This window comes from Xanthomonas sp. 3498 (genome assembly GCF_014199795.1).
In the GTDB taxonomy this organism is placed as follows: Bacteria; Pseudomonadota; Gammaproteobacteria; order Xanthomonadales; family Xanthomonadaceae; genus Xanthomonas_A; species Xanthomonas_A rydalmerensis.
This window is the reverse complement of sequence record NZ_JACHOH010000002.1, coordinates 895,753-919,924: the sequence shown is the minus strand read 5'-3', so window position 1 is coordinate 919,924 and position 24,172 is coordinate 895,753. Positions and strand designations below refer to the sequence as shown.

Here is a 24,172-nt window from a genome sequence, read left to right as displayed (position 1 = left end):
GCGGCCAGCACGGGGAAAAACCCCGAAGGGGCGGCGCACAGGGACGTGCGCCGTCCGCGGCAGGGGCAGGATGCCCCTCCCGCGGATCCCCGGGCTGGACGCGGACCCGGAACGCGCAGCGCGTAGGGCGCGAGGCAGGGTGTGCTTTCTTTTGGTTACTTTTCTTTGCACAAGCAAAGAAAAGTAACTCGCCGAAAGGCGAAAGCCTTTGCTCTCGAGTGCGCGCGCATGCAAGTGTCAATTCGCGTACCCGAGCATCGCCCCCGCGCTAGGCACGGGGGCCAGGGTTCCGTGTGGGAAACCCGTGCGGCTGTCAGCGCGCAGCCAATTGCCGCAGCACGTACTGCAGCAGGCCGCCATGGCGGAAGTACTCCACTTCCTTCGGGGTCAGCAGCATCACCGCCACCTCGAAGGACTGCGCGCTGCCGTCGGCCTTGGTCGCCACGACCTTGGCGCGCTTGCTGGCGCCGTCCTGCAGGCCGGTGATCTCAAACACTTCCGAGCCGTCCAGGCCCAGGCTCTGCGCGTTCTGGCCGTCGAGGAACTGCAGCGGCAGCACGCCCATGCCGACCAGGTTGGAGCGGTGGATGCGTTCGAAGCTTTCGGCGATCACGGCCTTGACCCCGAGCAGGTTGGTGCCCTTGGCCGCCCAGTCGCGCGAGGAGCCGGTGCCGTATTCCTTGCCGCCGATCACCACCAGCGGCACGCCGTCGGCCTTGTACTTCATCGCCGCGTCGTAGATCGCCAGCTTTTCCGGCTGGCCGCCGCCGGGCGGGTGGTACAGGGTGTTGCCGCCTTCCTCGCCGCCGAACATCAGGTTCTTGATGCGGATGTTGGCGAAGGTGCCGCGGACCATGACGTCGTCGTTGCCGCGGCGGCTGCCGTAGCTGTTGAAGTCGGCCGGCTGCACGCCGCGCTCCTGCAGGAAGCGGCCCGCCGGCGAGTCCTTCTTGATGTTGCCGGCCGGGGAGATGTGGTCGGTGGTGATCGAGTCGCCGAACAGGCCGAGCACGCGCGCGCCGTGCACGTCGTCGATGCGGCCGACCTGCATGGTCATGCCGTCGAAGTAGGGCGGGTTCTTGATGTAGGTGGAGGCGCCGTCCCAGGCGTACAGCTCGCCGTCGGGCGAGGCGATGGCGGCCCAGCGGCTGTCGCCCTTGAACACGTCGGCGTAGTTCTGCTTGAACATCTCCGGGCCGACCGTGGCGGCGATGGTGTCGCCGATCTCCTTGTTGCTCGGCCAGATGTCGCGCAGGTACACCGGCTGGCCGTCGCTGCCGGTGCCCAGCGGGTCGCGGGTCAGGTCGATGTCGGTGGTGCCGGCGATGGCGTAGGCGACTACCAGCGGCGGGGAGGCCAGGTAGTTCATCTTCACTTCCGGATGCACACGGCCTTCGAAGTTGCGGTTGCCCGACAGCACCGACGCCACCACCAAGTCGTCCTGGGCGATGGCCGCCGACACGTCCTCCGGCAGCGGGCCGGAGTTGCCGATGCAGGTGGTGCAGCCGTAGCCGACCACGTAGAAGCCGAGCTGTTCCAGGTCGTCCATCACTCCGGCCTTCTTCAGGTAATCGGTGACCACCAGCGAGCCCGGCCCGAGCGAGGTCTTCACCCACGGCTGCGCCTTCAGGCCCTTGGCCACGGCGTTGCGCGCGAGCAGGCCGGCGCCGAGCATCACCGCCGGGTTGGAGGTGTTGGTGCAGGAGGTGATCGCCGCGATCACCACCGCGCCGTCGCGTAGCTGCCAGCCGGCGCCGCTGGCCTCGGCCTCCTGCGCATGCGCCGCTTGGGCGCCGACCGCAGTGCCGCCGCCGCCTTCGTTCTTGAGCCGGTCTTCCTGTTTCGCATCGCTGTGGCGCTTGCTGCGCGCGTCGGCGAACGGCACCAGGCTGTCGCGGAAGTTGCGCTGCATGTCTTCCAGCAGCACGCGGTCCTGCGGGCGCTTGGGGCCGGCCAGCGAGGGCTTGACCTGGCCCATGTCCAGTTCCAGGGTGGCGCTGTATGCGGCATGCGCGCTGTCGGCGTCGTGCCACAGGCCCTGCGCCTTGGCGTAGGCCTCGACCAGCGCGATCTGCTCCTCGCTGCGCCCGGACAGGCGCAGGTAGGTCAGCGATTCGGCGTCGATCGGGAAGATGCCGCAGGTCGCGCCGTATTCGGGCGCCATGTTGCCGATGGTGGCGCGGTCGGCCAGCGGCAGGTGCCGCAGGCCGTCGCCGAAGAACTCGACGAACTTGCCGACCACCCCGTGCTTGCGCAGCATCTGCGTCACCGTCAGCACCAGGTCGGTGGCGGTGGCGCCTTCGGGCAGCTTGCCGGTGAGCTTGAAGCCCACCACCTGCGGGATCAGCATCGACGAAGGCTGGCCGAGCATCGCCGCTTCCGCCTCGATGCCGCCCACGCCCCAGCCGAGCACGCCGATGCCGTTGATCATGGTGGTGTGGCTATCGGTGCCGAACACGGTGTCCGGGTAGGCGATCGCCTCGCCGTCGCGTTCGCCGGTCATCACCACCCGCGCCAGGTGCTCCAGGTTGACCTGGTGCACGATGCCGGTGTTCGGGGGCACGACCTTGAAGTTGTCGAACGCCTTCTGGCCCCAGCGCAGGAAGCCGTAGCGCTCCTTGTTGCGCTGGAATTCGATCTTGCCGTTGAGGTCCAGCGCGTCGGGCTTGCCGAACACGTCCACCTGCACCGAATGGTCGATCACCAGTTCCGAGGGAATCAGCGGGTTGATCTGTTCCGGGCGCCCGCCGAGCTTGACCACCGCGTCGCGCATTGCGGCCAGGTCGACCACGCACGGTACGCCGGTGAAGTCCTGCAGCACCACGCGCGCCGGCATGAAGGCGATCTCGGTGTCCGGCTCGGCCTTGGGATCCCACTTGGCCACTGCCTCGATGTGGTCCTTGCCCACGGTCACGCCGCCGTCTTCGTGGCGCAACAGGTTTTCCAGCAGGATCTTCAGCGAGTAGGGCAGGCGGGCAATGTCGAAGCGCTCGGCGAGCTTGGGCAGGCTGTAGTAGGCGTAGCGTTGGCCGTTGACCTCGAGCGAGGCACGGGTGGAAAAGGAATCGCTCATCACGGAACTCCTATGGCATCGCGGCTGTAGGGACTGCGGTCATTCTGACCGATTCAGTGTGTATGGCAGGTGTGACCTGCGCTGTATGCGGGCTTGAGTATGACGCTTCAAGTATGTAAAATTCGTGCATACCTTGTGGAGCCCGCCCCATGGAAGCCACTGTCGCCGAGCGCGGTCAGATCACCTTGCCCAAGGCCGTGCGCGACGCACTGGGCCTGAGCAAGGGCACCATCCTGAAAGTGGAACTGGACGGCGGCCGGATCATCCTGCGCAAGAGCGTGGACGATGCCATCTCGCGCGCCCGCGGCCGCTTCAAGCTCGACGGCTTCGCCAGTACCGACGAGGCGATGCGCGCCATCCGCGGCCGCGCCCCGGGCGATCCGTTCGAACCCGAGCCCGACGCCGGCGCATGATCGCCATCGACTCGTCCGTGTTGGTGGACCTGCTGGCCGACGGCCCCCAGGCCGACGCCGCCGAAGCCTGCCTGCGGCAGTGCCTGAGCACCGGTCCGGTGGTGGTCTGCGACATCGTCCTGGCCGAAGTGTGCAGCGCGCTGCGCGATGGTGCCGAGGCGTTGTCGGTGCTGGAGGACATGAGCATCCGCTTCAGCGCGCTGGAGGCCAAGTCGGCCTTGCGCGCCGGCGAGATGCAGCGCCGCTTCCGCGCCCGCGGCGGCAAGCGCGAGCGGGTGGTGGCCGATTTCCTGATCGGCGCGCATGCGTTGCTGCAATGCGATGGCCTGATCACCCGCGACGACCGTTTTTTCCGCGATTACTTCAAGGGCCTGAAGATCATCGTCCCCAAGCCTGCCGGCTGACGCCGCGCCGCCGCTACCGCACATCCCCACCGTATTTTTCCGGAGAACCCGCATGTTGGAAGCCTACCGCCACCACGTTGCAGAGCGCGCCGCGCTCGGAATCCCGCCGCTGCCGCTGAGCGCGCAGCAGACCGCGCAGGTCATCGAACTGCTGAAGAACCCGCCGGCCGGCGAGGAGCACTTCCTGGTCGAACTGCTGAGCCATCGCGTGCCGGCGGGCGTCGACGACGCCGCCAAGGTCAAGGCCTCGTACCTGGCCGCGGTCGCCTTCGGCAGCGAGAAGACCCCGCTGATCTCGCGCACCCGCGCCACCGAACTGCTGGGCACCATGCTCGGCGGCTACAACATCCATCCGCTGATCGAGCTGCTGGACAACGCCGAACTCGGTGCAGTCGCCGCCGAGGGCCTGAAGCACACGCTGCTGATCTTCGACGCCTTCCACGACGTGCAGGAGAAGGCCGAGGCCGGCAACGCGCACGCCAAGGCGGTGCTGCAGAGCTGGGCCGAGGCCGAGTGGTTCACCAGCAAGCCGGAAGTGCCGCAGAGCCTGACCATCACCGTGTTCAAGGTGCCGGGCGAGACCAACACCGACGACCTGTCGCCGGCGCCGGACGCCACCACCCGTCCCGACATCCCGCTGCACGCGCTGGCGATGCTCAAGAACAAGCGCGACGGCGCCCCGTTCGAGCCGGAAGAAGACGGCAAGCGCGGCCCGATCCAGGCCATCGCCGATCTCAAGACCAAGGGCCATCTGGTCGCCTACGTCGGCGACGTGGTCGGCACCGGTTCCTCGCGCAAGTCGGCGACCAACTCGGTGCTGTGGTGGACCGGCGAGGACATCCCCTACATCCCCAACAAGCGTTTTGGCGGCGTGTGCCTGGGCTCGAAGATCGCGCCGATCTTCTACAACACCATGGAAGACGCCGGCGCGCTGCCGATCGAGCTGGACGTGTCGCAGATGGAGCACGGCGACGTGGTCGAGCTGCGTCCGTACGAGGGCAAGGCACTGAAGAACGGGCAGGTGATCGCCGAGTTCGCGATGAAGTCGGACGTGCTGTTCGACGAAGTGCGCGCCGGCGGCCGCATCCCGCTGATCGTCGGCCGCGGCCTGACCGCCAAGGCGCGCGAGTTCCTGGGCCTGCCGGCCTCGGACCTGTTCCGCCTGCCGATGGACCCGCCGGACACCGGCAAGGGCTTCTCGCTGGCGCAGAAGATGGTCGGCCGCGCCTGCGGGCTGCCGGAAGGCCAGGGCATGCGCCCGGGCACCTACTGCGAACCGAAGATGACCTCGGTGGGCTCGCAGGACACCACCGGCCCGATGACCCGCGACGAGCTGAAGGACCTGGCCTGCCTGGGCTTCTCCGCCGACCTGGTGATGCAGTCGTTCTGCCACACCGCCGCGTACCCGAAGCCGGTCGACGTCAAGACCCACCACACCCTGCCGGAGTTCATCTCCACCCGCGGCGGCGTGTCGCTGCGTCCGGGCGACGGCGTCATCCACAGCTGGCTCAACCGCATGCTGCTGCCCGACACCGTCGGCACCGGCGGCGACTCGCACACCCGCTTCCCGATCGGCATCTCGTTCCCGGCCGGCTCCGGCCTGGTCGCCTTCGCCGCCGCCACCGGCGTCATGCCGCTGGACATGCCCGAGAGCGTGCTGGTGCGCTTCAAGGGGCAGATGCAGCCGGGCGTGACCCTGCGCGATCTGGTCAACGCGATCCCGCTGTACGCGATCAAGCAGGGCCTGCTGACCGTGGCCAAGCAGGGCAAGAAGAACATCTTCTCCGGCCGCATCCTGGAGATCGAAGGCCTGCCGGAACTGAAGGTGGAGCAGGCGTTCGAACTGTCCGACGCCTCCGCCGAGCGGTCGGCCGCCGGTTGCACGGTGCGCCTGAACAAGGAGCCGATCGTCGAGTACCTGACCAGCAACATCACCCTGCTGAAGTGGATGATCGCCGAAGGCTATGCCGACGCGCGTTCGCTGGCGCGGCGGATCAAGAAGATGGAAGAGTGGCTGGCCGACCCGCAGCTGCTCGAGCCTGATGCCGATGCCGAATACGCCGCGGTGATCGAGATCGACCTGGCCGACATCCACGAGCCGATCGTGGCCTGCCCGAACGACCCGGACGACGTGAAGACCCTGTCCGACGTGGCCGGCGCGGCGATCGACGAAGTGTTCATCGGCTCGTGCATGACCAACATCGGCCACTTCCGTGCCGCGGCCAAGCTGCTGGAAGGCAAGCGCGACATCCCGACCCGCCTGTGGGTCGCGCCGCCGACCAAGATGGACGCCTCGGAGCTGACCAAGGAAGGCCACTACGGCACCTTCGGCGCCGCCGGTGCGCGCATGGAAATGCCGGGCTGCTCGCTGTGCATGGGCAACCAGGCGCAGGCGCGCGAGGGCGCCACGGTGTTCTCCACCTCCACCCGCAACTTCCCCAACCGCCTGGGCCGCAACACCAACGTGTACCTGGGCTCGGCGGAACTGGCGGCGATCTGCTCGCGCCTGGGCCGGATCCCGACCAAGGACGAGTACATGGCCGACGTGGGCGTGATCAAGACCAGTGGCGAGCAGATCTATCGCTACATGAACTTCGATCAGATCCAGGACTATCAGGACGTGGCCGCCACGGTCGCCGCTTGATCGCCCCGGCGATGCGCTGACGCGACGTGCCGCCCATGCGGCACTGTCGCAAACGAGAAGCCCGGCATTGCCGGGCTTTTTTCTTGGGGGTTGCAGGCGTTTCCCGACGCGGCGGTCTTGCCGCGCTCGCGTGCGCTTACGTCGGCTGTGCGGACGCACGCCCCTGCAGCCAGTGCTCCAGCGCCGCCGGTGTGAGCGCCGGGGCGAACAGGAAGCCCTGCAGCACGCGGCAGCCCAGCCGCGCCAGGAACGCGCGCTGCGCCTCGGTCTCCACGCCCTCGGCGACGGTATGCAGGCCGAGGGTCTCGCCAATGCGCAGCACCGAGGTGGTCAGCGCGCGCGAGGTCTGGCAGTGCTCCAGGTCGCTGACGAAGCTCATGTCCAGCTTCAGTTCGTTGACCGGCAATTGATGCAGGTGGCTGAGGCTGGAATAGCCGGTGCCGAAGTCGTCCAGCGACAGCAGCACGCCGCTGGCCTGCAGTTGGCGCAGATTGGCCAGCACGGCGCCGGGGTTGGAGAGCATGACGCTCTCGGTCATCTCCAGTGCCAGGTCCGCTGGTTGTAGGCCGGCGGTGGCGAGCAGATCCTCCACCCGCGCGGGCAGCTGCGGGTCGGCGAAATTGTTGGCCGACAGGTTCACCGCCACGCGCGGCACCGGGATACCGCGCAGGCGCCAGTCGGCCATCTGCCGGCAGGTCTCGCGCAGGACCCAATGTCCGAGCTCGTCGATCAGCCCGCATTCCTCGGCCATCGGTACGAAGCGGGCAGGGGAGATCGCGCCGAGGTTGGGATGTTCCCAGCGCAGCAGCGCTTCCACGCCGTACAGCGCATGCGGCGCCTGGCTGTGCAACTGCGGCTGGTAGTGCAGTTGCAGTTTGTTGCGATGCAGGGCGTCGCGCAGCGCGGTCTCCATCGCCACGCGTTCCTGCGCCATGCGGTTCATGTCGGAACTGAAGTAGCACACGCTGTTGCCGCCCTCGCGCTTGGCCCGGAACATCGCCAGGTCGGCATGGCGCAGCAAGGTCTCGATGTCGCTGCCGTCCTCGGGGAACATCGCCACGCCGATGCTGGCGCTGGGGTGCAGGGTCACCTGGCCGACCACCAGCGGCTCGGCCAGCGCCAGCAACAGGCGCTCGGCGACGCCGGCGGCCTGTTCGACGCTGCAGTTCGGCAGCATCAGCACGAATTCGTCGCCGGCCTGGCGGCCGATGAGGTCGGTCACGCCCAGGGTGTCGCCGATGCGATGGGCGATGTCGCGCAACAGGCCGTCGCCGGCGGCATGGCCCTGGGTCTCGTTGACGCGCTTGAAGCGGTCGATGTCCACGAACAGGATCGCCACCGGCGCGCCCTGGTGCTCGGCGGCGGCGAGCGCCTGCTCGGCGCGGGCGCTGAACATCACCCGGTTGGGCAGGCCGGTGAGCGAGTCGTAGAAGGCGAGCTGGTGCACGCGTGCCCTGGTCTGCTCGCGTTCCAGCGCCAATGCGCACAGATGCACGCAGAGTTCGATCAGGCGCAGGTGCCAGGCCAACGGCTCGCGCACCTGCCGGTAGCACAGCGCGAAGCTGCCGAGGACGCGGCCGCTGCTGGACTTGATCGGGGTAGCCACGCAGGTGCCCAACTGCACGTACTGCACCAGCCCCATGTAGTCGGCGAACAGCGGGTCGGTGCGCGGGTCGAGCACCAGCACCTGCTTGCCGCGCCAGATCGAGGTGGCGAGGGCGCCGGCACGCGGTCCGGCGCGCATGTTGCTCATGGTCTCGCCGAACCGCGCCGGCATGCTCGGCGCCGCCAGCGGCTGCAGGCAACCACTGCCGTCGACGCTGACGATCGCGGCCATCAGTTCCGGCGCGATGCGCTCGACCTCATTGCAGATCAGCGTGGCGACCTCGACCAGCGGCTGTTCGCGGACCAGCGCCTCCAGCACGTTCTTGTGCAGCACCTCGTGCATCTTGCTCTGGGTGATGTCGGTGAACGAGAGGATGTAGCGCCGTTGGTCGCCGTTCTCGCCGGCGATGGGGGTGGCCACCAGGGTGGCCCACAGCGGGGTGCCGTCCTTGCGGTACGCCAGGATGTCGGCCTGGTGGCCGAAGCCGGCGCGTACGCGTTCGCGGGTCTGCTGCACGGTCTGCAGGTCGGTACCGGGGCCGGTCAGCACGTTGCTGGGCAGGTGCCCCAGCACTTCGCTCTCGGCATAGCCGAACACCTGGCTGAAGCCGGCGTTGACGTAGAGGATGTTCAATTCCGGATCGCAGACGACGATCGCGTTGTCGCTGGAGTCCAGCGCCAGCGACAGCAGCCGCATCCTGGCATCGCGGGCGCGTTCGGCGCTGATGTCGCGCACGAACAGCACCTGCAGCTGGCTGGTGTTCTCCGGCACCCGTGCCGCGCTCACCGCCAGCCAGCGTGCCCTACCGTCGGGGTCGCGCAACGTCAGTTCGTAGCTGCCGCTGCCGTCGTGGTGCAGGCAACTGGCGAGGAAGTCCGCGCGGTTCTCCGCGTCGACCAGCTCGCCGAGCGGATGGCCCAGCACCTGCGCGCGTGGCCGGTTCCACAGCGCTTCGGCGGTGTGGTTGAAGGCGACCACGCGTGCCTTCGCATCGATCACCAGCACCCCTTGCGGGGCATAGTGCAGGCAGTGCAGCAGATCGAGTTCGGAACAGGCCGCGGCCGCCCGCGCCGTTTCCACACTGGGGTCGCTGGAGACGCTCGAGGTGGTGGCGCGGCGGCCCGGCATGCTGTCAGCGGGCCTGCACGGACAGCGCGATCAGGCGCTCGGCGATCTTGTCCAGGGGCAGCACCTCCTGCGCCGCGCCCAGCCGGAAGGCCGTGCCGGGCATGCCCCAGACCACGCTGGTGGCCTCGTCCTGGACCAGGGTGCTGGCGCCGGCCTGCAGCATTTCCAGCAGGCCGCGCGCGCCGTCGTCGCCCATGCCGGTGAGGATCGCACCGATGGCGTTGGCGCCGGCGTTGCGCGCCACCGACTGGAACAGCACGTCCACCGCCGGCTTGTGCCGGTTGACCGGCGGGCCGTCGTCGATCTTGCAGCGCCAGCGCGCGCCGTCGCGGATCACCTGCAGGTGCTTGCCGCCGGGCGGCAGGTAGGCGTGGCCGGGCAGGATCGCTTCGCCTTCGGTCGCCTCGCGCACGGCCATCGCCGAGTGCCGGTTGAGACGGTCGGCGAAGGCCGTGCTGAAGCCCGCCGGCAGATGCTGGGTCATCACCACTGCCGGGGCATCGGCCGGCATGCCTTCCAGCACCACGCGCAGCGCTTCGGTGCCGCCAGCGGACGCACCGATCGCGATCAGCCGGTCGGTGGTGCGGAACTTCAGCGAGGACACGGCGGCGGGCGTGGCGGTGGCGCTGGCCGGTTTCGGCGTGGCCGGCCGGTCCAGAGCACGGACCTTGGCCTTGGCCGCATTCTTGACCTTGGTGATGATCTCTTCGGCGTATCCCTCCAACCCGCGGGCCACGTCGAGCTTGGGCTTGGAGACGAAGTCGACCGCGCCCAGCGACAGCGCCTGCAGCGTGGTGTCGGCGCCGCGCTCGGTGAGCGAGGAGATCATCACCACCGGCGTGGGCCGCAGCCGCATCAGGTTTTCCAGGAACGCCAGGCCGTCCATGCGCGGCATTTCCACGTCCAGGGTGATCACGTCCGGATTCAGGCGCTTGATCTTCTCGCGCGCCAGCAGCGGGTCGGCGGCCGAGCCGACCACTTCCACGCCGGGCGCGCCCGACAGGATCTCGGTGAGGATCTGCCGCACGACCGCGGAGTCGTCGACGATCAGGACACGGCAAGGGGCTTCCAGGCTCATTCGAACAACTCCACGGCGCCGGTGACAGGGGCTTTGGCCAGACGGGCGCGCACCGCCGACTCGGCCGCGGCGATCTCAGCTTCCTCGTGCGCGTGCGGCAGGCGCTGCACGACCACGCGGCCGGTGCCGGGAAAGAACCAGATCTTGCGCGGATGGATGCCGCGCAGATCCTCGGCCACCACCGGGATCTGTTCGGCCTTGAGGTAGTTCAGCACGAAGTCGGCGTTGCGCGTGCCGACCGGGTTGTTGGTGAAGCCCTTGAGCACGTTGCCGCCGCCGAACACCTTGGCTTCCAGGCGGTTGCGGGCGGCGCCGCGCTTGAGCAGGTCGTTGATCAGCACTTCCATCGCGTAGCTGCCGTAGCGTGCCGGCGCGCCGTCGCCGCTCTGGCCGTCGGGCAGCATGAAGTGGTTCATGCCACCGATCTTCAGCAACGGGTCGCGGATGCAGGCGGCCACGCACGAGCCCAGGATGGTGGTCAGCGCGGTGTCGTCGTCCACCACCAGGTATTGGGTCGGCAACAGCTTGGCCGCGATCGTCTGGAAGCGCGTGTCGTGATAGCGCATCACCTGGTCCAGGGCCATGGCGGCGGGGCTCATGCGCGATCCTTTTGCGCCCGACGGTACAGCGTGCGGCCACAGGGCTGGATCAGGTCGGCCGCATGCAGATAGTTCTCCGAATGGCCGGTGTAGAGCATGCCGTCGTCGTCCAGGTGCGGGATCAGCCGCGACAGGATGCCGCGCTGGGTGGGCTTGTCGAAATAGATCATCACGTTGCGGCAGAACAGCGCCAGGTACGGGCCGGCGACGTCGTAGCGCGGTTCCAGCAAGTTGAGCTGGCGGAACTCGAGCAGGTCGCGCAGCGCCGGCAGCACCCGGCACTGGCCCTCGTTGGCGCCGCTGCCGCGCTGGAAGTACTTGCGCTTGAGCGCGGGGTCCAGGCTGGCGACGCGCTCCAGCGCGTACACGCCGCGCGAGGCGGTGGCCAGCACCTGGGTGTCGACGTCGGTGGCGAGGATCCGCACCGGCGGGGTCAGCGTGCCGAAGGCCTCGCAGGCGGTGATCGCCAGCGAGTAGGGCTCCTCGCCGGTGGAGGCGGCGCAGGACCAGATCTTCAGCGGCGCGGCGCTGGAGTGCTTCTGCAACTCTTCGCGCAGCCGCTCGAAATGGTGCGGCTCGCGGAAGAACGAAGTCAGGTTGGTGGTCAGCGCGTTGGTGAACGCCTCCCACTCGTCGCCGCCGTCGCGCTCCAGCCAGTCCAGGTAGTCGCGGAACGAGCGCAGGCCCAGCACGCGCAGGCGTCGCGACAGTCGGCCGTAGACCATGTCGCGCTTGGCCGGGGCCAACGCGATGCCGGCCTTCTGGTAGATGAGGTCGCAGACCCGCTTGAAATCGCGATCGCTGAAGTCGAAGTCGCGATTGTCGGAGCCGGAAGAGGGCGAAGCAGGAGTCTGGATGGCCATGGTGTGCAGCGATGCTCGGTCACTCGGGTTATCGGCCGGCACCGGCCGAAATTGACAGCCGGCGTTCAGCGACGGCCATCAGCAAGGGTGTATCGGTTCAGAACTCCTGCCACTGGGCCTCGCTGGCGGTGGAAGCGCCCGCGGCGACTGCGGCGACGGGGCGCGGCCGTGTCGCCTGCCGGGGTCTGCCGCGGGCCGGGGCGGGCGCGGCTTGCACCGTGGGCGCGTTGGCGGCGACACCGTGGTAAGTGTCCAGCTTGAACGCGGCGATGGCCGCGCCGAGTTGCCCGGCCTGGTCCTGCATCGAGCGCGCCGCGGCGGTGGCTTCCTCGACCAGGGCGGCGTTCTGCTGGGTGCTCTCGTCCATCTCCGTCACGGTCCGGTTGACCTGCTCGATGCCGGCGGACTGCTCCTGCGACGCGGCGGCGATCTCGCCCATGATGTCGGTGACGCGCCGCACCGAGGTCACGATCTCGCTCATGGTGCGGCCGGCCTGGTCGACCAGCGCCGAGCCTTCGGCGACGCGGCCGACCGACTCGTCGATCAAGCCCTTGATCTCCTTGGCGGCACTGGCCGAGCGCTGGGCGAGGGTGCGCACTTCGCTGGCGACCACGGCGAAACCGCGGCCCTGGTCGCCGGCACGGGCGGCTTCCACTGCGGCGTTGAGCGCCAGGATATTGGTCTGGAAGGCGATGCCATCGATGACGCCGATGATGTCGGCGATCTTCTTCGAGGACGCCTCGATGCCGTTCATGGTGGTGACCACCTGGCCGACCACGTCGCCACCCTGCGAGGCGACCGCGGCGGCGCCGGCGGCGAGCTGGTTGGCCTGGCGCGCATTCTCGGCGTTCTGCTTGACGGTGGAGGTCAGCTCTTCCATCGACGCGGCGGTGCGCTCCAGGCTGGCCGCCTGCTGTTCGGTGCGACGCGACAGGTCGTCGTTGCCGGCGGCGATCTCGGTCGAGGCGACATTGATGTTGGCGGCGGCGGCCTGGATGCGGCCGACGATGGCCGCCAGTTGCGCGGCGGTGGCGTTGGCGTCGTCGCGCAGCGCGGCGAACACGCCGTGGTACTCGCCGTGCATGCGCGCGGTGAGGTCGCCGGCGGCGATCGACTGCAGCAGCGTCGACAGCTCGCCCAGGTTGCGGTCGCTGACCGCCATCATCGCGTTGAGGTCCTGCACCATGGCGCGGAAGCCGAACTGGAAGCGGTCGGGATCGCCGCGCGTGCCGAACGCGCCGGCCGCGGCCGCCTCCGCCAGTTGCTTGATCTGCTCGCTCATCGCGGTCAGGTTCTGCTTGGCCATGTCCATGGTTTCGGTGAGCACGGCCTTTTCGCCGGGCAGCCGGTCCATGTCCTCGGACAGGTCGCCGATCGCGTAGCGCTGGATGATCTGCAGCAGGCGCATCTTCACCGCGATGTGCGAGGCGACCAACTCGTTGGTGCCCTTGACCATCTGCCCGTACTCGCCGGGGAAGGCGTTCTCGTCGATGCGGTAGCTGATGGTGCCGTGCGCATGCTGCTGCGCCATCTCGTCCTGCGCGCGGATCACCGCGTGGATGCGCGAGCGCATGACCAGCATGTCGTCCATCAGCTCGCCGATCTCGTCCTTGCCGTGCGGGTAGGTGGCGCCTTCCAGTTCGCCGCGGGCCACCGCCTGCGACAGGCGCTTGGCGGCGTGCAACTGGCGCGCGATGCCGCGCGCGATCAGCCAGGCGGTGACGCCGGCGAACAGCACGGCCAGCCCGAGCAGCGCCAGGATCAGGGTCTTGGTATTGGCCATCTGGCTGTCGGCGCGATCCATCTCCCGGTTCAGTTCGGCGACGTTGTACTGGGTCAGCGCCACGATGCGCTCGAACAGGGTCCGCCGCAGCGCACGTGACCGGGTGTCGGAGATCGTCTGCGCCGCCGCCACGTCACCGGCGCGCAAGGCGGTGCCCATGTCGGTGTTGGCCTGCAGGTAGGCGTTCAGCGTTTCCTGGACACCGGCGTACATCTGGACCTGCTTGGGGTCGCGCATCATCGCCGCGATGACCTGCTGGTTCTTCGCCACCTCGGTGCGCACCTTCTGCATGCGCTTGAAGTAGTCGGCCTGGGCCTGGGCATCGTCGGCGCGCGACAGCTGCGCCAGCTCGTATGTACGGAACTCGCCCAGCTGCGCGCGCACCTCGGACAGGGCCTGGGTCGCCGGCACCCAGTCGTGCTCGATGTGCTTGAGTTCGGCGATCGACAGGTTGGTGCGGGAATAGGTGAACGCGCCCAGCACCAGCGTCAGCAGTGTGGTCAGGACGAAGGCGCCGATCAGCTTGTCGCGGATTTTCAGGTGCGAGAGCACGTTCATGGGCATTCCATGTGCGGTAGCGGGGTGGAAAAGCGGAGCGAAGGCGGCCGCGGCATCAGCCGGCGGAAGCGGGGCGGGGCGAGGGCGACGCAGAGGCAGGCTGCCGGTCGAGGCCGCGTGCGTGGCGCCGCCGGGACGGCCGGCGCGGAACCGTGCGCAGGATCTGCGCGCATGCGGCGCCGCGGCGCGGCGGCAAGCGACTGGACGACGGTGAAGATGGACAGCAAGGCATCACGTGCTCCCTGAACGGTCGCGGTCGTGACCCGGCGATGTCATGCGCGGATCACGTGGCGTGATCCTGATATCGACTAGCGCGGCGATTGCTTGAACCGCGCCAGGGGGTAAATCGCCATGCCGTGCCTGATCGTTTCTATGGCAGCGGTACGTCCGCTCAATCGGCCTCGATGGCCGGGGCCGCCGTGCGGACCAGCCGCAGCGGGGCCGATCGCGCCGCGCTCCGTGCCGCTGCGGCAGGCATGAGCGCCGCAGCGCCGTCCGCATGTGCCGACATCGCGTCCAGCCGGAACACCGCTGCGGCCTCGCCGAGCCGGCGGCCTTGCTCTTCCAGCGCCCGCGCCGAGGCGCTGGCCTCCTCGACCACGGCGACGTTCTGCTGGATCGCCTGGTCCATCTGCGCCACGGTGCGGCTGACCTGCTCGATGCCCATCGACTGCTCCTGCGAGGCCGCGGAAATTTCGCCCATGATGTCGGTGACGCGCTGCACCGAGGCGACGATCTCCTGCATGGTGCGGCCGGCCTGGTCGACCAGGACCGAGCCCTCGCTCACGCGGCCCACCGAGTCGTCGATCAGCGTCTTGATTTCCTTGGCGGCGTTGGCCGAGCGCTGCGCCAGGGTCCGCACTTCGGTGGCGACCACGGCGAAGCCGCGGCCCTGCTCCCCGGCGCGGGCGGCTTCCACCGCGGCGTTCAAGGCCAGGATGTTGGTCTGGAAGGCGATGCCGTCGATGACGCTGATGATGTCGGCGATCCTCTTCGACGACGCCTCGATGCCGCTCATGGTCTCGACCACTCTGCCGACCACCTCGCCGCCCTGCGAGGCCACCGACGCCGCCCCAGCCGCCAGTTGGTTGGCCTGGCGCGCGTGCTCGGCGTTCTGCTTCACGGTGGAGGTCAGTTCCTCCATCGACGCGGCGGTCTCTTCCAGGTTGGCTGCCTGCTGTTCGGTGCGGCGCGACAGGTCCTCGTTGCCGCTGGCCAGTTCGGTGGTGGCGCCGTGGATGCTGCGCGCCGCGGCCTGGATGCGGCCGACGATGTCGGCGAGCTGGTCGGCGGTGGTGTTGGCATCCTCGCGCATCCGCGCGAACACGCCATGGAAGTCGCCCTGCATGCGCACGCTCAGGTCGCCGGCGGCGATCGCCTGCAGCAGCGCCGAGAGCTTGCCCAGGTTGCGGTCGCTGACCTCCATCATCGCGTTGAGGTCCTGCACCATCAAACGGAAGTCGTGCTGGAAGCGCTCGGCGTCGCCGCGCACGCTGAAATCGCCGGCGGCGGCCGCGGCGGCCAGACGCTTGATCTCGGTATTGATCGCCAGCAGGCTGGCCTTGGCGGCATCCATGGATTCGTGCAGCACCGCGCGGCTGCCGGGCAGGCGGCGGGCATCGCGATGCAGGTCGCCGTTGGCGTATTCGTTGAGCACGGCGATGGCGTCGACGATGGCGTCCAGGTGCTCGAACATCATGCGGTTGATGCTGGCGGCCAGTTCGCCGTACACGCCGGGGAAATCCTCCGGCATGCGGTGGGACATGTCCTTGTCGGCATGCAGCACGGCCATCCGGGCGGTCTCGCTGGAGAAGCGCTCCAGCATCCGGATCATCTCGCCGGTGGCGCGCAGCATTTCGCCGGTCTCGTCGCGGCCGGGGTTGTCGATGCGCACGCTGAGGTCGCCACGCGACACCGCGCGGATCGCCTCCAGGCTGCGCGACACCGGCCGCAGCACCGAACTGCCGATCAGCCAGTTGATGCCGAAGGCGAGAAGCACCAGGATGCCGCCGGCCAGGGTCATCACCCCGGTGAAGATCAGCGCCTGCGCCTGCACGTCGTCCATGTAGACGCCGGTGCCGATCACCCAGTGCCAGGGCGCGAACGGGGCGTTGTAGGAAACTTTCTCCACCGGCGTCTCGTTGCCGGGCTTGGGCCACAGGTAGTCGACGTAGCCGCCGCCGGCCTCGGCCACCTTGACGAACTCGCGGAAGATCGGCTTGCCGTCGGCGCTGAGCACCTGGCCGATGTCCTTGCCGATCAGATCCTTGCGGGTGGGATGCATCAGCATGGTCGGGTGCAGGTCGTGCACGTAGAAGTAGTCCACGCCGTCGCGGGCGCGCATCGACTCCAGGGTGCGCAGGGCGGTGCGCTGCGCCTCCGCCAGCGGCATGCTGCCCTTGTCCACCTCGGCCGCATAGGCGCGGACCACGCCCAGCGCCAGCTCGATCTGGCTCTTCAGCGCCTGCTCGCGCGTGTTGCGGATGTCCAGGTACTGCATCCGCGCGGCGATCACCGCCAGCAGGACGATCCCGGCGCCCAACAACACGGTCTGCCACAGGAACTTGCGGCGCAGCGGCAGATCCGAGAGGCGGGTGAGCAACGAGCGAGACGACATCGACCTGTTCCTTGGAAAGGTTCCCAGGGATTTAACGGCCCCGTGAACGATGAAATTGAGCGCGCGGCGCGATCGATTCGTAGACAATCCGCGCGCCGACGCGATCAGCAAAAAAATCCCCGGCGCGCAGGCCGGGGATGGGGTGATGCAGCGACAGGCCGGGCCGGTCTCAGAACTCCTGCCAGTCGGAATCGGCCAGCGCCGGTTCGACCTTGCGGGCGCGCACCGCCGCCGGTTTGGCGGAGGCGACGGCCGCGGGCTTCTTCGCCACCGGTGCCGGACGGGGTGCGGCCACGGCGTGCGGTGCATGCACCACCGCAGCCTGGGCCGACTGCTCGACGCGGAAGATCGACACGGCTTCGGTCAGCTGACCGGCCTGTTCTTCCATCGAGCGCGCTGCGGCGGTGGCTTCTTCCACCAGGGCGGCGTTCTGCTGGGTGGTCTCGTCCATCTGGGTGACGGTCTGGTTGACCTGCTCGATGCCGGCCGACTGCTCCTGCGAGGCGGCGGCGATCTCGCCCATGATGTCGGTGACGCGCTGCACGGAGGCGACGATCTCGGTCATGGTCTGGCCGGCCTGGCGCACCAGGGTCGAGCCGTTGGTCACCTGGCCCACGGAAGCGTCGATCAGGCCCTTGATCTCCTTGGCGGCGTTGGCCGAGCGCTGGGCGAGGGTGCGCACTTCGCTGGCCACCACCGCAAAGCCGCGGCCCTGTTCGCCGGCACGCGCCGCTTCCACCGCGGCGTTGAGCGCCAGGATGTTGGTCTGGAAGGCGATGCCGTCGATCACCGAGATGATGTCGCCGATCTTCTTCGAGGACGCCTCGATGCCGCTCATGGTCTCGACCACGCGGCCGACCACGTCGCCGCCCTGCGAGGCCACCGATGCGGCGCCGGCGGCCAGCTGGTTGGCCTGACGCGCATGTTCGGCGTTCTGGCGCACGGTGGAGGTCAGTTCCTCCATCGAGGCGGCGGTCTCTTCCAGGTTGGCGGCCTGCTGCTCGGTGCGGCGCGACAGGTCGTCGTTGCCGGCGGCGATCTCGCCGGCCGCGGCGTTGATCGCGTTGGCCGACTGCTGGATGCGGCCGACGATGGCCGCCAACTGCTCGGCGGTGGCGTTGGCGTCGTCGCGCATGGTCGCGAACACGCCCTGGAAGTCGCCGTGCATGCGCGCGGTGAGGTCGCCCTGCGACAGCGCGGTCAGCAGCTTGGACACTTCGCCGATGCTGTCGCCGTTGGCCTGCAGCAGGCCGTTGAGCTGCTGCGCCAGCTGCAGGAAGAAGCCGTGCTTGCCTTCCACGCCGACACGCCCGCTGAGGTCGCCGGCGGCGGCATCGCGCACGATCTTGGCCACTTCCTGCTCGACCTGCGCTTCCAGGGTGCGGTCGCGCGCTTCGCAGACGAAGCCGATGTGGTTGCCATGCGCATCGCGGATGGCGGTGATGGTCTGGGCGATGCGCGCGTCGGCATAGACCATCTCGCGCTCCATGACGCCGTTCTTTTCCAGCTCCGACAGGGTCTTGGGGTCGTGCTGGTTGCGGTACTCCAGTACCGTGACCGGCGAGCCGACCAGCGGCAGGCTCGAATCGAAGGCCGGCGCCACCGATTGGATCTGCTGGGCGTACTTGTCGGCCAGGCCCTGCATCGACGGGTTGGCGTAGACGATGTTGTAGTCCAGGTCGACGATGAACATGCCGGTGGAGGAATTGTCCAGCGCGGTGCGGATGCGCAGGTTCTCGGAGGCGACCGCGGCGTCGCGCTCGATGCGCCCGCGCAGGTCCTGCTGCATGCGCTTGAGCGCCTGCATCAGCTCGCCGATTTCGTCCTTGCCGTTGGCGTCGATATGCCCGTCGAGCTTGCCGCCGGCGACATCGCTGGCGACCTTGACCGCATCGCGCACGCTGTTGGCCAGCATCCGGCCGAACAGGAAGGCCATGCCGATCGCGGCGCCAAAGCCGATCAGCAGGCAGACCAGCAGGGTGGCGGCGGCCTTGCGATAGGTGCCGCTGGCGGCGTCGGCCGCGGTCTTGGCCTGGCGGTCGTTCTCGCCGATCAGGGCGATGACGTCCTCCATCACCTTGTTGTGCAGGGTGCGGGTCTCGCCGGTGAAGGTGTCGATGGCATCGTCGTGCAGATCCAGCTGCAGCATTTCGTCGACGGACTGGTAGGAGGCGCTGGCCTTCTTCCAGTCGGCGACCAGGCGGTCATAGAGCGCCTTTTCCTGCGGGCTGGCGATCCTGGGCGGGTACTTGGCCAGGATCGTATCCAACTGCTTCTTCAGCGCGGCCTGGCGCGCAGCCGATTCCTTCTTCAGTGCATCGCTGCTGCGGATCAGGCTCTGGTAGGCGGCATTGCGGTACTCGCCGAGGATGCCGCGCATTTCGCCGCCGGTGCGCACGCTCGGCACCACCTGCGTCGATACGTCTTTGGTCACGCCGTCGAGCGAGTTCAGGCCGCGATAGGCGGCCACGCCCTGGATCAGCATCAGCGCCAGCACGACGCCGAATGCCAGCATCAGCTTGGGCATCACCTTGAGATCTTTTATCCACTGCATGAGCGGTTCCCGTAATTCGGAGGGGGGCGACAAGGGGCAAAAACGACAAACGCCGCCGTGCCGGACCGTCTGTGCGGGTCCAGCGCGGCGGCGCAAAGGCTTACTTGATGGTCGCCAGCTTCAGGCTGGACGGCGCGCTGACCTGGATTTCGGCACGCGAGCTGTCGCGTTCGATCTTGCCGATCACGCAGACGTCCTTGCCTTCCAGGGTCTCCGGCGCGAAGCCGAACTTGCTGCGGTCGGCGCCGGCGATGCGGGCGGAGAAGGTGTGGCGCGGGAACATGCCGCCCATGTACAGGAAGGTCGGCTCGCCTTCGGAGTTCTGCGCGTACTTGGCCTTCTCGACCTTGCCGCAGACCATGCCGTCCTTGCCGACGAAGCGGGTGGCCATCTCCGGCGGGATCATCTGCTGGGACTGGGCGAAGGTGCTGGGGCTGGCGGCGAGCAGCAGGACCAGCAGCATGGGAAAGCTCGGTTTCATGGAACGACTCCTTGGGGACGGGGGCTGAAGTGAGGGCTGTGTGATGGCCAGCCACCTTTCAGCTATCGGCCTGAAACCGGTTAACTTGATTCTCACAAGTGATAAACAGTTCGCATTTCAAATAAAAAACCCGCCGTGAGGCGGGTTTCGTCTACAGCCGGGCCGGCCGTCGCCGTCAGGCGGCTTCGTCGACGTGGGCGTGCTGCTGGCCGAACTCGGCGCTGTCCAGCAGGGTCTCGATGTCCAGCAGGATCAACATCTTGTCGTCCTGGGTGCCGATGCCGGAGATGAAGCGGGTATCGACCGCGGCGCCGAACTCGGGGGTCGGGCGGATCTGCTCTTCGTTCAACGGGATCACGTCGGAGACGCTGTCCACGACGATGCCGACCACGCGGTTCTCGACGTTGAGCACGATCATCACGGTGAAGGCGTCATAGCGCGCCTCCTTCAGGCGCAGCTTCAGGCGCAGGTCGATCACCGGCACGATGGTGCCGCGCAGGTTGATCACGCCCTTGATGTACTCGGGGGCGTCCGGGACCCGGGTCACCGAGTCGTAGCCGCGGATTTCCTGCACCTTGAGGATATCCACGCCGTAGTGTTCTTCACCGAGGGTGAAGCTGAGGAATTCGCCGCCGGTGGCGCCGGAGGTGGAGGTGGTCTTGTCGTTCATCGTGTGCTCCTGGTGCGCACGGAATTGCGGTGGTGGCGGAATTGGGGAAGCGCGACTCTGATGCTAGATCGGCGCGTGGCCGCCGAACTTTAGACCTCGGCCGGTTGGCCGGGCCCGGCGTTCAGGAAAGCACGCCGCTCTTGCGGGCGCTGCGCTGGCGCTCGATGCGGAACACGTAGCGCTGGATCGCCGCGTCGGCGCCGCGCGGCAGGTCCAGGAAGCGCATGCCCACCCGCAGCGTGTCCTGGCCGTTGGCGAGCTTGGAGACATACATGTTGCAGACCTGCAGGGTCAGCCGGATGGCGTCGGCATCGGGCAACTGCAGCACGCAGTTCGGGTAGCGCTCCTGCACTTTCGGCATCGGCTGGCCGTGCACCAGCGCCACCGCCAGGCCGCCGCCGCTGATGTCCACCACGCGCAGCTTCAGTTCGACCTGGCCGGCGTCGTCCTCGATGCGCAGCACGCACAGCGGCGAGTCGGTGATGGGGGTCTCCAGGCGGAAATGCTCGCGCCGCTGCAGGTAGTACAGCGATTCCGGGAGCGGGGCGCGGAAGCCGTGCTGGCCGTCGTGTTCGACGCGCTGGGGATGTTCGATGCGGAAACGCACCCGTACCTTGTCCAGTTGGGCGAAGCACAGCAGGTACTCGGCCTGTTCGGCGGCGCGATTGGAGGCTTCGTTGACGCTCAGGTCCAGCAGCACTTCGTCCTCGTCCAGCGCCAGCAGCGCGGTCGAGAAGGCCTGGTCGCGGCCGCCCACGTGCGCGCTGACCTGCGAACGCTGCTGGATCAGCGACTGCAGCAACTGGCGGATCTGTCGCGGCTTGTCCAGCAGGAAACGGTCGTCCTCCACCTCTTCTTCCGGCGAAGACGGGACGGGGGAGTCGCTGGGAGTGCCTTCGGCCATGGTGGACAGTGAGTACGGGAAGTGGGTGGGGCCGCACCGCATCGGCACGCCCCACGCATGCTATCGGCTGAGCTGGGCTTTTTTGTAGACCGGATGCACGTTGCCGCCGCTGGCGGAGACGCCCGACGGCGAGCGCTGCTCCAGGGTGAAGGATGCCACGGCCCGGGCCAGTTCGCCCGCCTCCTGTTCCATCGAACGCGCGTTGGCGCTAGCTTCCTCGACCAGGGCGGCGTTCTGCTGGGTCGCCTCGTCCATCTGGGTGACGGTCTGGTTGACCTGCTCGATGCCGGCCGACTGTTCCTGCGAGGCCGAGGCGATGTCGCGCATGATGTCGGTGACCCGCTGCACCGAGGTCACGATCTCGCTCATGGTGCGCCCGGCCTGGTCGACCAGCGCCGAGCCGGTGGCGACGCGGCCGACCGACTCGTCGATCAGGTCCTTGATCTCCTTGGCCGCACTCGACGAGCGCTGGGCGAGGGTGCGCACCTCGCTGGCCACGACGGCGAAGCCGCGGCCCTGGTCGCCGGCGCGCGCGGCTTCCACCGCGGCGTTCAGCGCGAGGATGTTGGTCTGGAAGGCGATGCCGTCGATGACGCCGATGATGTCGGCGATCTTCTTCGAGGACGCCTCGATGCCGTTCATGGTGGTGACCACCTGGCCGACCACGTCGCCGCCCTGCGAGGCCACCGCCGCCGCGCCGACCGCCAGTTGGTTGGCCTGGCGCGCATGCTCGGCGTTCTGCTTGACGGTGGAGGTCAGCTCCTCCATCGAGGCCGCAGTTTCTTCCAGGCTCGCCGCCTGCTGTTCGGTGCGGCGCGACAGGTCGTCGTTGCCCGCGGCGATCTCGCCGGCCGCGGTGTTGATCGCATCGGAGGCGCCTTGGATCTGCCGCACGATCGTCGACAATTGCTCGGCAGTGGCGTTGGCGTCGTCCTTCATGTTCGCGTACACGCCCTGCAGGTCGGCGTCGATGCGCCGCGACAGGTCGCCCTCGGCCAGCGCGCGCAACAACTGCTGGATGTGGCCCAGGCCGGAGGCGCTGGCAGCGAGCATGGCGTTGATCTGTTCGCCCAACTGCAGCAGGAAGCCGTGCTTGCCGTCCAGGCGGATGCGCCCGCCGAGGTCGCCGGCGACTGCGCCGCGCACGATGCCGGCGATCTCTTCTTCCACCGCCACCTCCTCGGTGCGATCGGCCCATTCCACCACGAAGCCCAGGCGGTTGCCCGCCGCGTCGGTGACCGGATTGACGATCAGGCGCATGGTGTGGCCGCCCACGCGGATCTGCGCACGGTGCGTGCCCTTGAGCTCGGCGAGCATGCGCGCCTGATGTTCCGGGTGGCGGTGGAACACGTCGATGGTCTGGCCCAGCAGTGCGCTGGCATCGAACTGCGGCAGATCGCGGCGCAGATCCTCCTGCACGTCGCTGAGCATCTGCAGCAGCGGCCGGTTGACGTAGACGATACGGCGCTCGGCGTCGGCGATCATCACGTTGGTGGTGACGTCGTCCAGCGCGCTGCGGATGCGCTGGGTCTCACGCTGGGCCTCGCTGTCCTGCTCGCGGCTGTGCAGCAGTTGCGCGTTGGCGGCGACCAGAGTGTGGGCGATGGAGCCTTCCGGCAGGGTCAGCGCGCGGATTGCGGCCGGCAGCGGCTGCTGCTGGGCGATGGCGCGCGCGGCCTGCGCCAGATCGTGCGGGTCGTGGCCCACGTCCAGCAGTTGCCGGCGCATCTGTACCGCCATCGGCACCAGGATCGCCGCTTCCACCGCCACGTACAACGCGTGGATCGCCAGGATGCCGATTCCGGCGTCGGCGGTGAACACGCGCACCGGCAGGCCGCGATGCTGCAGCCAGAAGAACAGCACATGATGCACGGCGATCGCCGTGGCGGCGACCATGATCGGGCGCCAGTCGCGGTAGTACAGCAACAGCGCGATCAGCAGGATGACGCCGAAGTGCACCTCGATCATGCCGCCGGCCTGCTGGATCAGCGCGGCCGCCAGCACCATCAGGCCCAGCGCCACGGTACAGCGGCTGAGCAGGCTGCCCGGATACAGCTTCACCTGCAGCGCGATGACCGCCAACGTCGGCAGGCTGACCGTCAGCCACAACGTCCACGTGCCCTGATGCCAGGCGGCGCCCAGGCTGGCGAGGGTGGCCAGCACCGCCACCACCACGAACAGGCGGTCGGCCTGGGCCGCCAGTTTCTGCAGATAGACGTAGCGCTCGTTGCCGATGAGGAAATTGCCGTGGTGAGGCGACGCGCTCATGCGAGGGATTCCTTGGAGTCGATGGGACATCCGCACGAGGCGGGCGAGATCAGCGGCGAGACGCCGCTGGTGGCGAGTAGCCGGGGGATCAGCGTGGCGGCGGCGATGGAGTTGCCGCAGCCGGCCAGTTGTGCCGGGCCGGCATAGATCAGGCGGGACTGCGCATCGAAGACGATCAGCGCATAGGGCAGGGCCGGTGGTGCCGCACGGTCGCGCAGGTCGACGCTGCGGATGCCCGGCAGCGGTGCCGGTGCCGGTGCCGTTGCCGGTGCGGCGCATGCGCAGTCGGGCAAGCGCAGGCGGAACGCGACGGCCTGGCCGGCAGTGATGGCGGCCGGCGCGAAGGCCAGCAGGCGCGCACGGATGGCCTCGGCGCTGTCGGCCGGGGGCGGCGTGGCAGATGCCGCTAGGTGGGCGACGGCCCAGACGCTCCAGACCGCCAGCAGCAACAGGCCCGCCGGCAATCGCAGAACGTGCCGCGATCGGTCGGCATCGGTGGGGCGTGTCTGCATGGAAGACCGGCCTGGGC

At 68.4% G+C, this 24,172-nt stretch carries 16 protein-coding genes; 3 read left to right on the top strand and 13 right to left on the bottom strand.

Annotation, left to right across the window (positions count from 1 at the left end; genetic code table 11):
- Window positions 1-313: 313 nt before the first annotated feature.
- Window positions 314-3,073: an aconitate hydratase AcnA gene (acnA, locus tag GGR66_RS09045; RefSeq protein ID WP_184448000.1), complete on the bottom strand. Its 2,760-nt coding sequence runs from the start codon at window positions 3,071-3,073 to the stop codon at window positions 314-316.
- A 149-nt stretch (window positions 3,074-3,222) separates the two neighbouring features.
- On the opposite strand from acnA, the gene GGR66_RS09040 reads away from it, so the two are divergent.
- Genes GGR66_RS09040 through acnB form a run of 3 tightly spaced genes read left to right on the top strand, consistent with a single transcriptional unit; the run spans window position 3,223 to window position 6,534 of the window.
- Window positions 3,223-3,486: an AbrB/MazE/SpoVT family DNA-binding domain-containing protein gene (locus GGR66_RS09040; RefSeq protein WP_010343322.1), complete on the top strand. Its 264-nt coding sequence runs from the start codon at window positions 3,223-3,225 to the stop codon at window positions 3,484-3,486.
- Window positions 3,483-3,890 carry a type II toxin-antitoxin system VapC family toxin gene (locus GGR66_RS09035; RefSeq protein WP_019798091.1) on the top strand — a complete coding sequence of 136 codons (408 nt, stop codon included), beginning with the start codon at window positions 3,483-3,485 and terminating at the stop codon, window positions 3,888-3,890. Before GGR66_RS09040 ends, GGR66_RS09035 begins: the two co-directional genes overlap by 4 nt.
- Window positions 3,891-3,942: 52 nt before the next feature.
- Entirely contained in the window at window positions 3,943-6,534 is a 2,592-nt protein-coding gene (gene acnB, locus GGR66_RS09030) for a bifunctional aconitate hydratase 2/2-methylisocitrate dehydratase (RefSeq protein ID WP_184447999.1), read from the top strand.
- Window positions 6,535-6,670: 136 nt separating this feature from the next.
- On the opposite strand, the gene GGR66_RS09025 is transcribed toward acnB, so the two are convergent.
- The 12 genes from GGR66_RS09025 to GGR66_RS08970 all read right to left on the bottom strand — a co-directional run bounded on the left by GGR66_RS09025 (window position 6,671) and on the right by GGR66_RS08970 (window position 24,155).
- Entirely contained in the window at window positions 6,671-9,268 is a 2,598-nt protein-coding gene (locus tag GGR66_RS09025; protein ID WP_184447998.1) for an EAL domain-containing protein, read from the bottom strand.
- A 4-nt stretch (window positions 9,269-9,272) separates the two neighbouring features.
- Window positions 9,273-10,346, bottom strand: a complete 1,074-nt coding sequence (locus GGR66_RS09020) for a chemotaxis response regulator protein-glutamate methylesterase (RefSeq protein WP_184447997.1) — start codon at window positions 10,344-10,346, stop codon at window positions 9,273-9,275.
- Window positions 10,343-10,945 carry a chemoreceptor glutamine deamidase CheD gene (cheD, locus tag GGR66_RS09015; protein WP_160958665.1) on the bottom strand — a complete coding sequence of 201 codons (603 nt, stop codon included), beginning with the start codon at window positions 10,943-10,945 and terminating at the stop codon, window positions 10,343-10,345. Before cheD ends, GGR66_RS09020 begins: the two co-directional genes overlap by 4 nt.
- Complete coding sequence (locus GGR66_RS09010; protein WP_160967778.1) at window positions 10,942-11,808, bottom strand: CheR family methyltransferase; 867 nt, start codon at window positions 11,806-11,808, stop codon at window positions 10,942-10,944. Before GGR66_RS09010 ends, cheD begins: the two co-directional genes overlap by 4 nt.
- 97 nt (window positions 11,809-11,905) lie before the next feature.
- Window positions 11,906-14,149 carry a methyl-accepting chemotaxis protein gene (locus tag GGR66_RS09005; RefSeq protein ID WP_184447996.1) on the bottom strand — a complete coding sequence of 748 codons (2,244 nt, stop codon included), beginning with the start codon at window positions 14,147-14,149 and terminating at the stop codon, window positions 11,906-11,908.
- A 391-nt stretch (window positions 14,150-14,540) separates the two neighbouring features.
- Window positions 14,541-16,766: a methyl-accepting chemotaxis protein gene (locus tag GGR66_RS09000; protein ID WP_160967782.1), complete on the bottom strand. Its 2,226-nt coding sequence runs from the start codon at window positions 16,764-16,766 to the stop codon at window positions 14,541-14,543.
- A gap of 169 nt (window positions 16,767-16,935) precedes the next feature.
- Window positions 16,936-19,320 (bottom strand): methyl-accepting chemotaxis protein, encoded by a 2,385-nt coding sequence (locus GGR66_RS08995; protein WP_184447995.1) that lies wholly within the window; start codon window positions 19,318-19,320, stop codon window positions 16,936-16,938.
- Window positions 19,321-19,420: 100 nt separating this feature from the next.
- Window positions 19,421-19,783 carry a hypothetical protein gene (locus GGR66_RS08990; RefSeq protein ID WP_017910574.1) on the bottom strand — a complete coding sequence of 121 codons (363 nt, stop codon included), beginning with the start codon at window positions 19,781-19,783 and terminating at the stop codon, window positions 19,421-19,423.
- A gap of 193 nt (window positions 19,784-19,976) precedes the next feature.
- A complete protein-coding gene (locus tag GGR66_RS08985; protein WP_019796102.1) occupies window positions 19,977-20,471 on the bottom strand; it encodes a chemotaxis protein CheW in 495 nt (164 codons plus the stop codon).
- A 121-nt stretch (window positions 20,472-20,592) separates the two neighbouring features.
- Window positions 20,593-21,375 carry a flagellar brake protein gene (locus GGR66_RS08980; protein WP_184448125.1) on the bottom strand — a complete coding sequence of 261 codons (783 nt, stop codon included), beginning with the start codon at window positions 21,373-21,375 and terminating at the stop codon, window positions 20,593-20,595.
- 60 nt (window positions 21,376-21,435) lie between these two features.
- A complete protein-coding gene (locus GGR66_RS08975) occupies window positions 21,436-23,643 on the bottom strand; it encodes a methyl-accepting chemotaxis protein (RefSeq protein ID WP_184447994.1) in 2,208 nt (735 codons plus the stop codon).
- Window positions 23,640-24,155 carry a hypothetical protein gene (locus tag GGR66_RS08970; protein WP_255421631.1) on the bottom strand — a complete coding sequence of 172 codons (516 nt, stop codon included), beginning with the start codon at window positions 24,153-24,155 and terminating at the stop codon, window positions 23,640-23,642. The genes GGR66_RS08975 and GGR66_RS08970 overlap by 4 nt, the downstream gene beginning before the upstream one ends.
- Window positions 24,156-24,172 lie beyond the last annotated feature (17 nt).

Excerpts from the sequence above, each read along its gene's own strand:
- GGR66_RS08980 (WP_184448125.1), bottom strand. The coding sequence starts at position 21,375 with ATGGCCGAAGGCACTCCCAGCGACTCCCCCGTCCCGTCTTCGCCGGAA.
- GGR66_RS09020 (WP_184447997.1), bottom strand. The coding sequence starts at position 10,346 with ATGAGCCTGGAAGCCCCTTGCCGTGTCCTGATCGTCGACGACTCCGCG.
- GGR66_RS08995 (WP_184447995.1), bottom strand. The coding sequence starts at position 19,320 with ATGCAGTGGATAAAAGATCTCAAGGTGATGCCCAAGCTGATGCTGGCA.
- acnA (WP_184448000.1), bottom strand. The coding sequence starts at position 3,073 with ATGAGCGATTCCTTTTCCACCCGTGCCTCGCTCGAGGTCAACGGCCAA.
- cheD (WP_160958665.1), bottom strand. The coding sequence starts at position 10,945 with ATGAGCCCCGCCGCCATGGCCCTGGACCAGGTGATGCGCTATCACGAC.
- acnB (WP_184447999.1), top strand. The coding sequence starts at position 3,943 with ATGTTGGAAGCCTACCGCCACCACGTTGCAGAGCGCGCCGCGCTCGGA.
- GGR66_RS09005 (WP_184447996.1), bottom strand. The coding sequence starts at position 14,149 with ATGAACGTGCTCTCGCACCTGAAAATCCGCGACAAGCTGATCGGCGCC.
- GGR66_RS09000 (WP_160967782.1), bottom strand. The coding sequence starts at position 16,766 with ATGTCGTCTCGCTCGTTGCTCACCCGCCTCTCGGATCTGCCGCTGCGC.
- GGR66_RS08985 (WP_019796102.1), bottom strand. The coding sequence starts at position 20,471 with ATGAACGACAAGACCACCTCCACCTCCGGCGCCACCGGCGGCGAATTC.
- GGR66_RS09035 (WP_019798091.1), top strand. The coding sequence starts at position 3,483 with ATGATCGCCATCGACTCGTCCGTGTTGGTGGACCTGCTGGCCGACGGC.
- GGR66_RS08970 (WP_255421631.1), bottom strand. The coding sequence starts at position 24,155 with ATGCAGACACGCCCCACCGATGCCGACCGATCGCGGCACGTTCTGCGA.
- GGR66_RS09010 (WP_160967778.1), bottom strand. The coding sequence starts at position 11,808 with ATGGCCATCCAGACTCCTGCTTCGCCCTCTTCCGGCTCCGACAATCGC.
- GGR66_RS09040 (WP_010343322.1), top strand. The coding sequence starts at position 3,223 with ATGGAAGCCACTGTCGCCGAGCGCGGTCAGATCACCTTGCCCAAGGCC.
- GGR66_RS08990 (WP_017910574.1), bottom strand. The coding sequence starts at position 19,783 with ATGCTGCTGGTCCTGCTGCTCGCCGCCAGCCCCAGCACCTTCGCCCAG.
- GGR66_RS08975 (WP_184447994.1), bottom strand. The coding sequence starts at position 23,643 with ATGAGCGCGTCGCCTCACCACGGCAATTTCCTCATCGGCAACGAGCGC.
- GGR66_RS09025 (WP_184447998.1), bottom strand. The coding sequence starts at position 9,268 with ATGCCGGGCCGCCGCGCCACCACCTCGAGCGTCTCCAGCGACCCCAGT.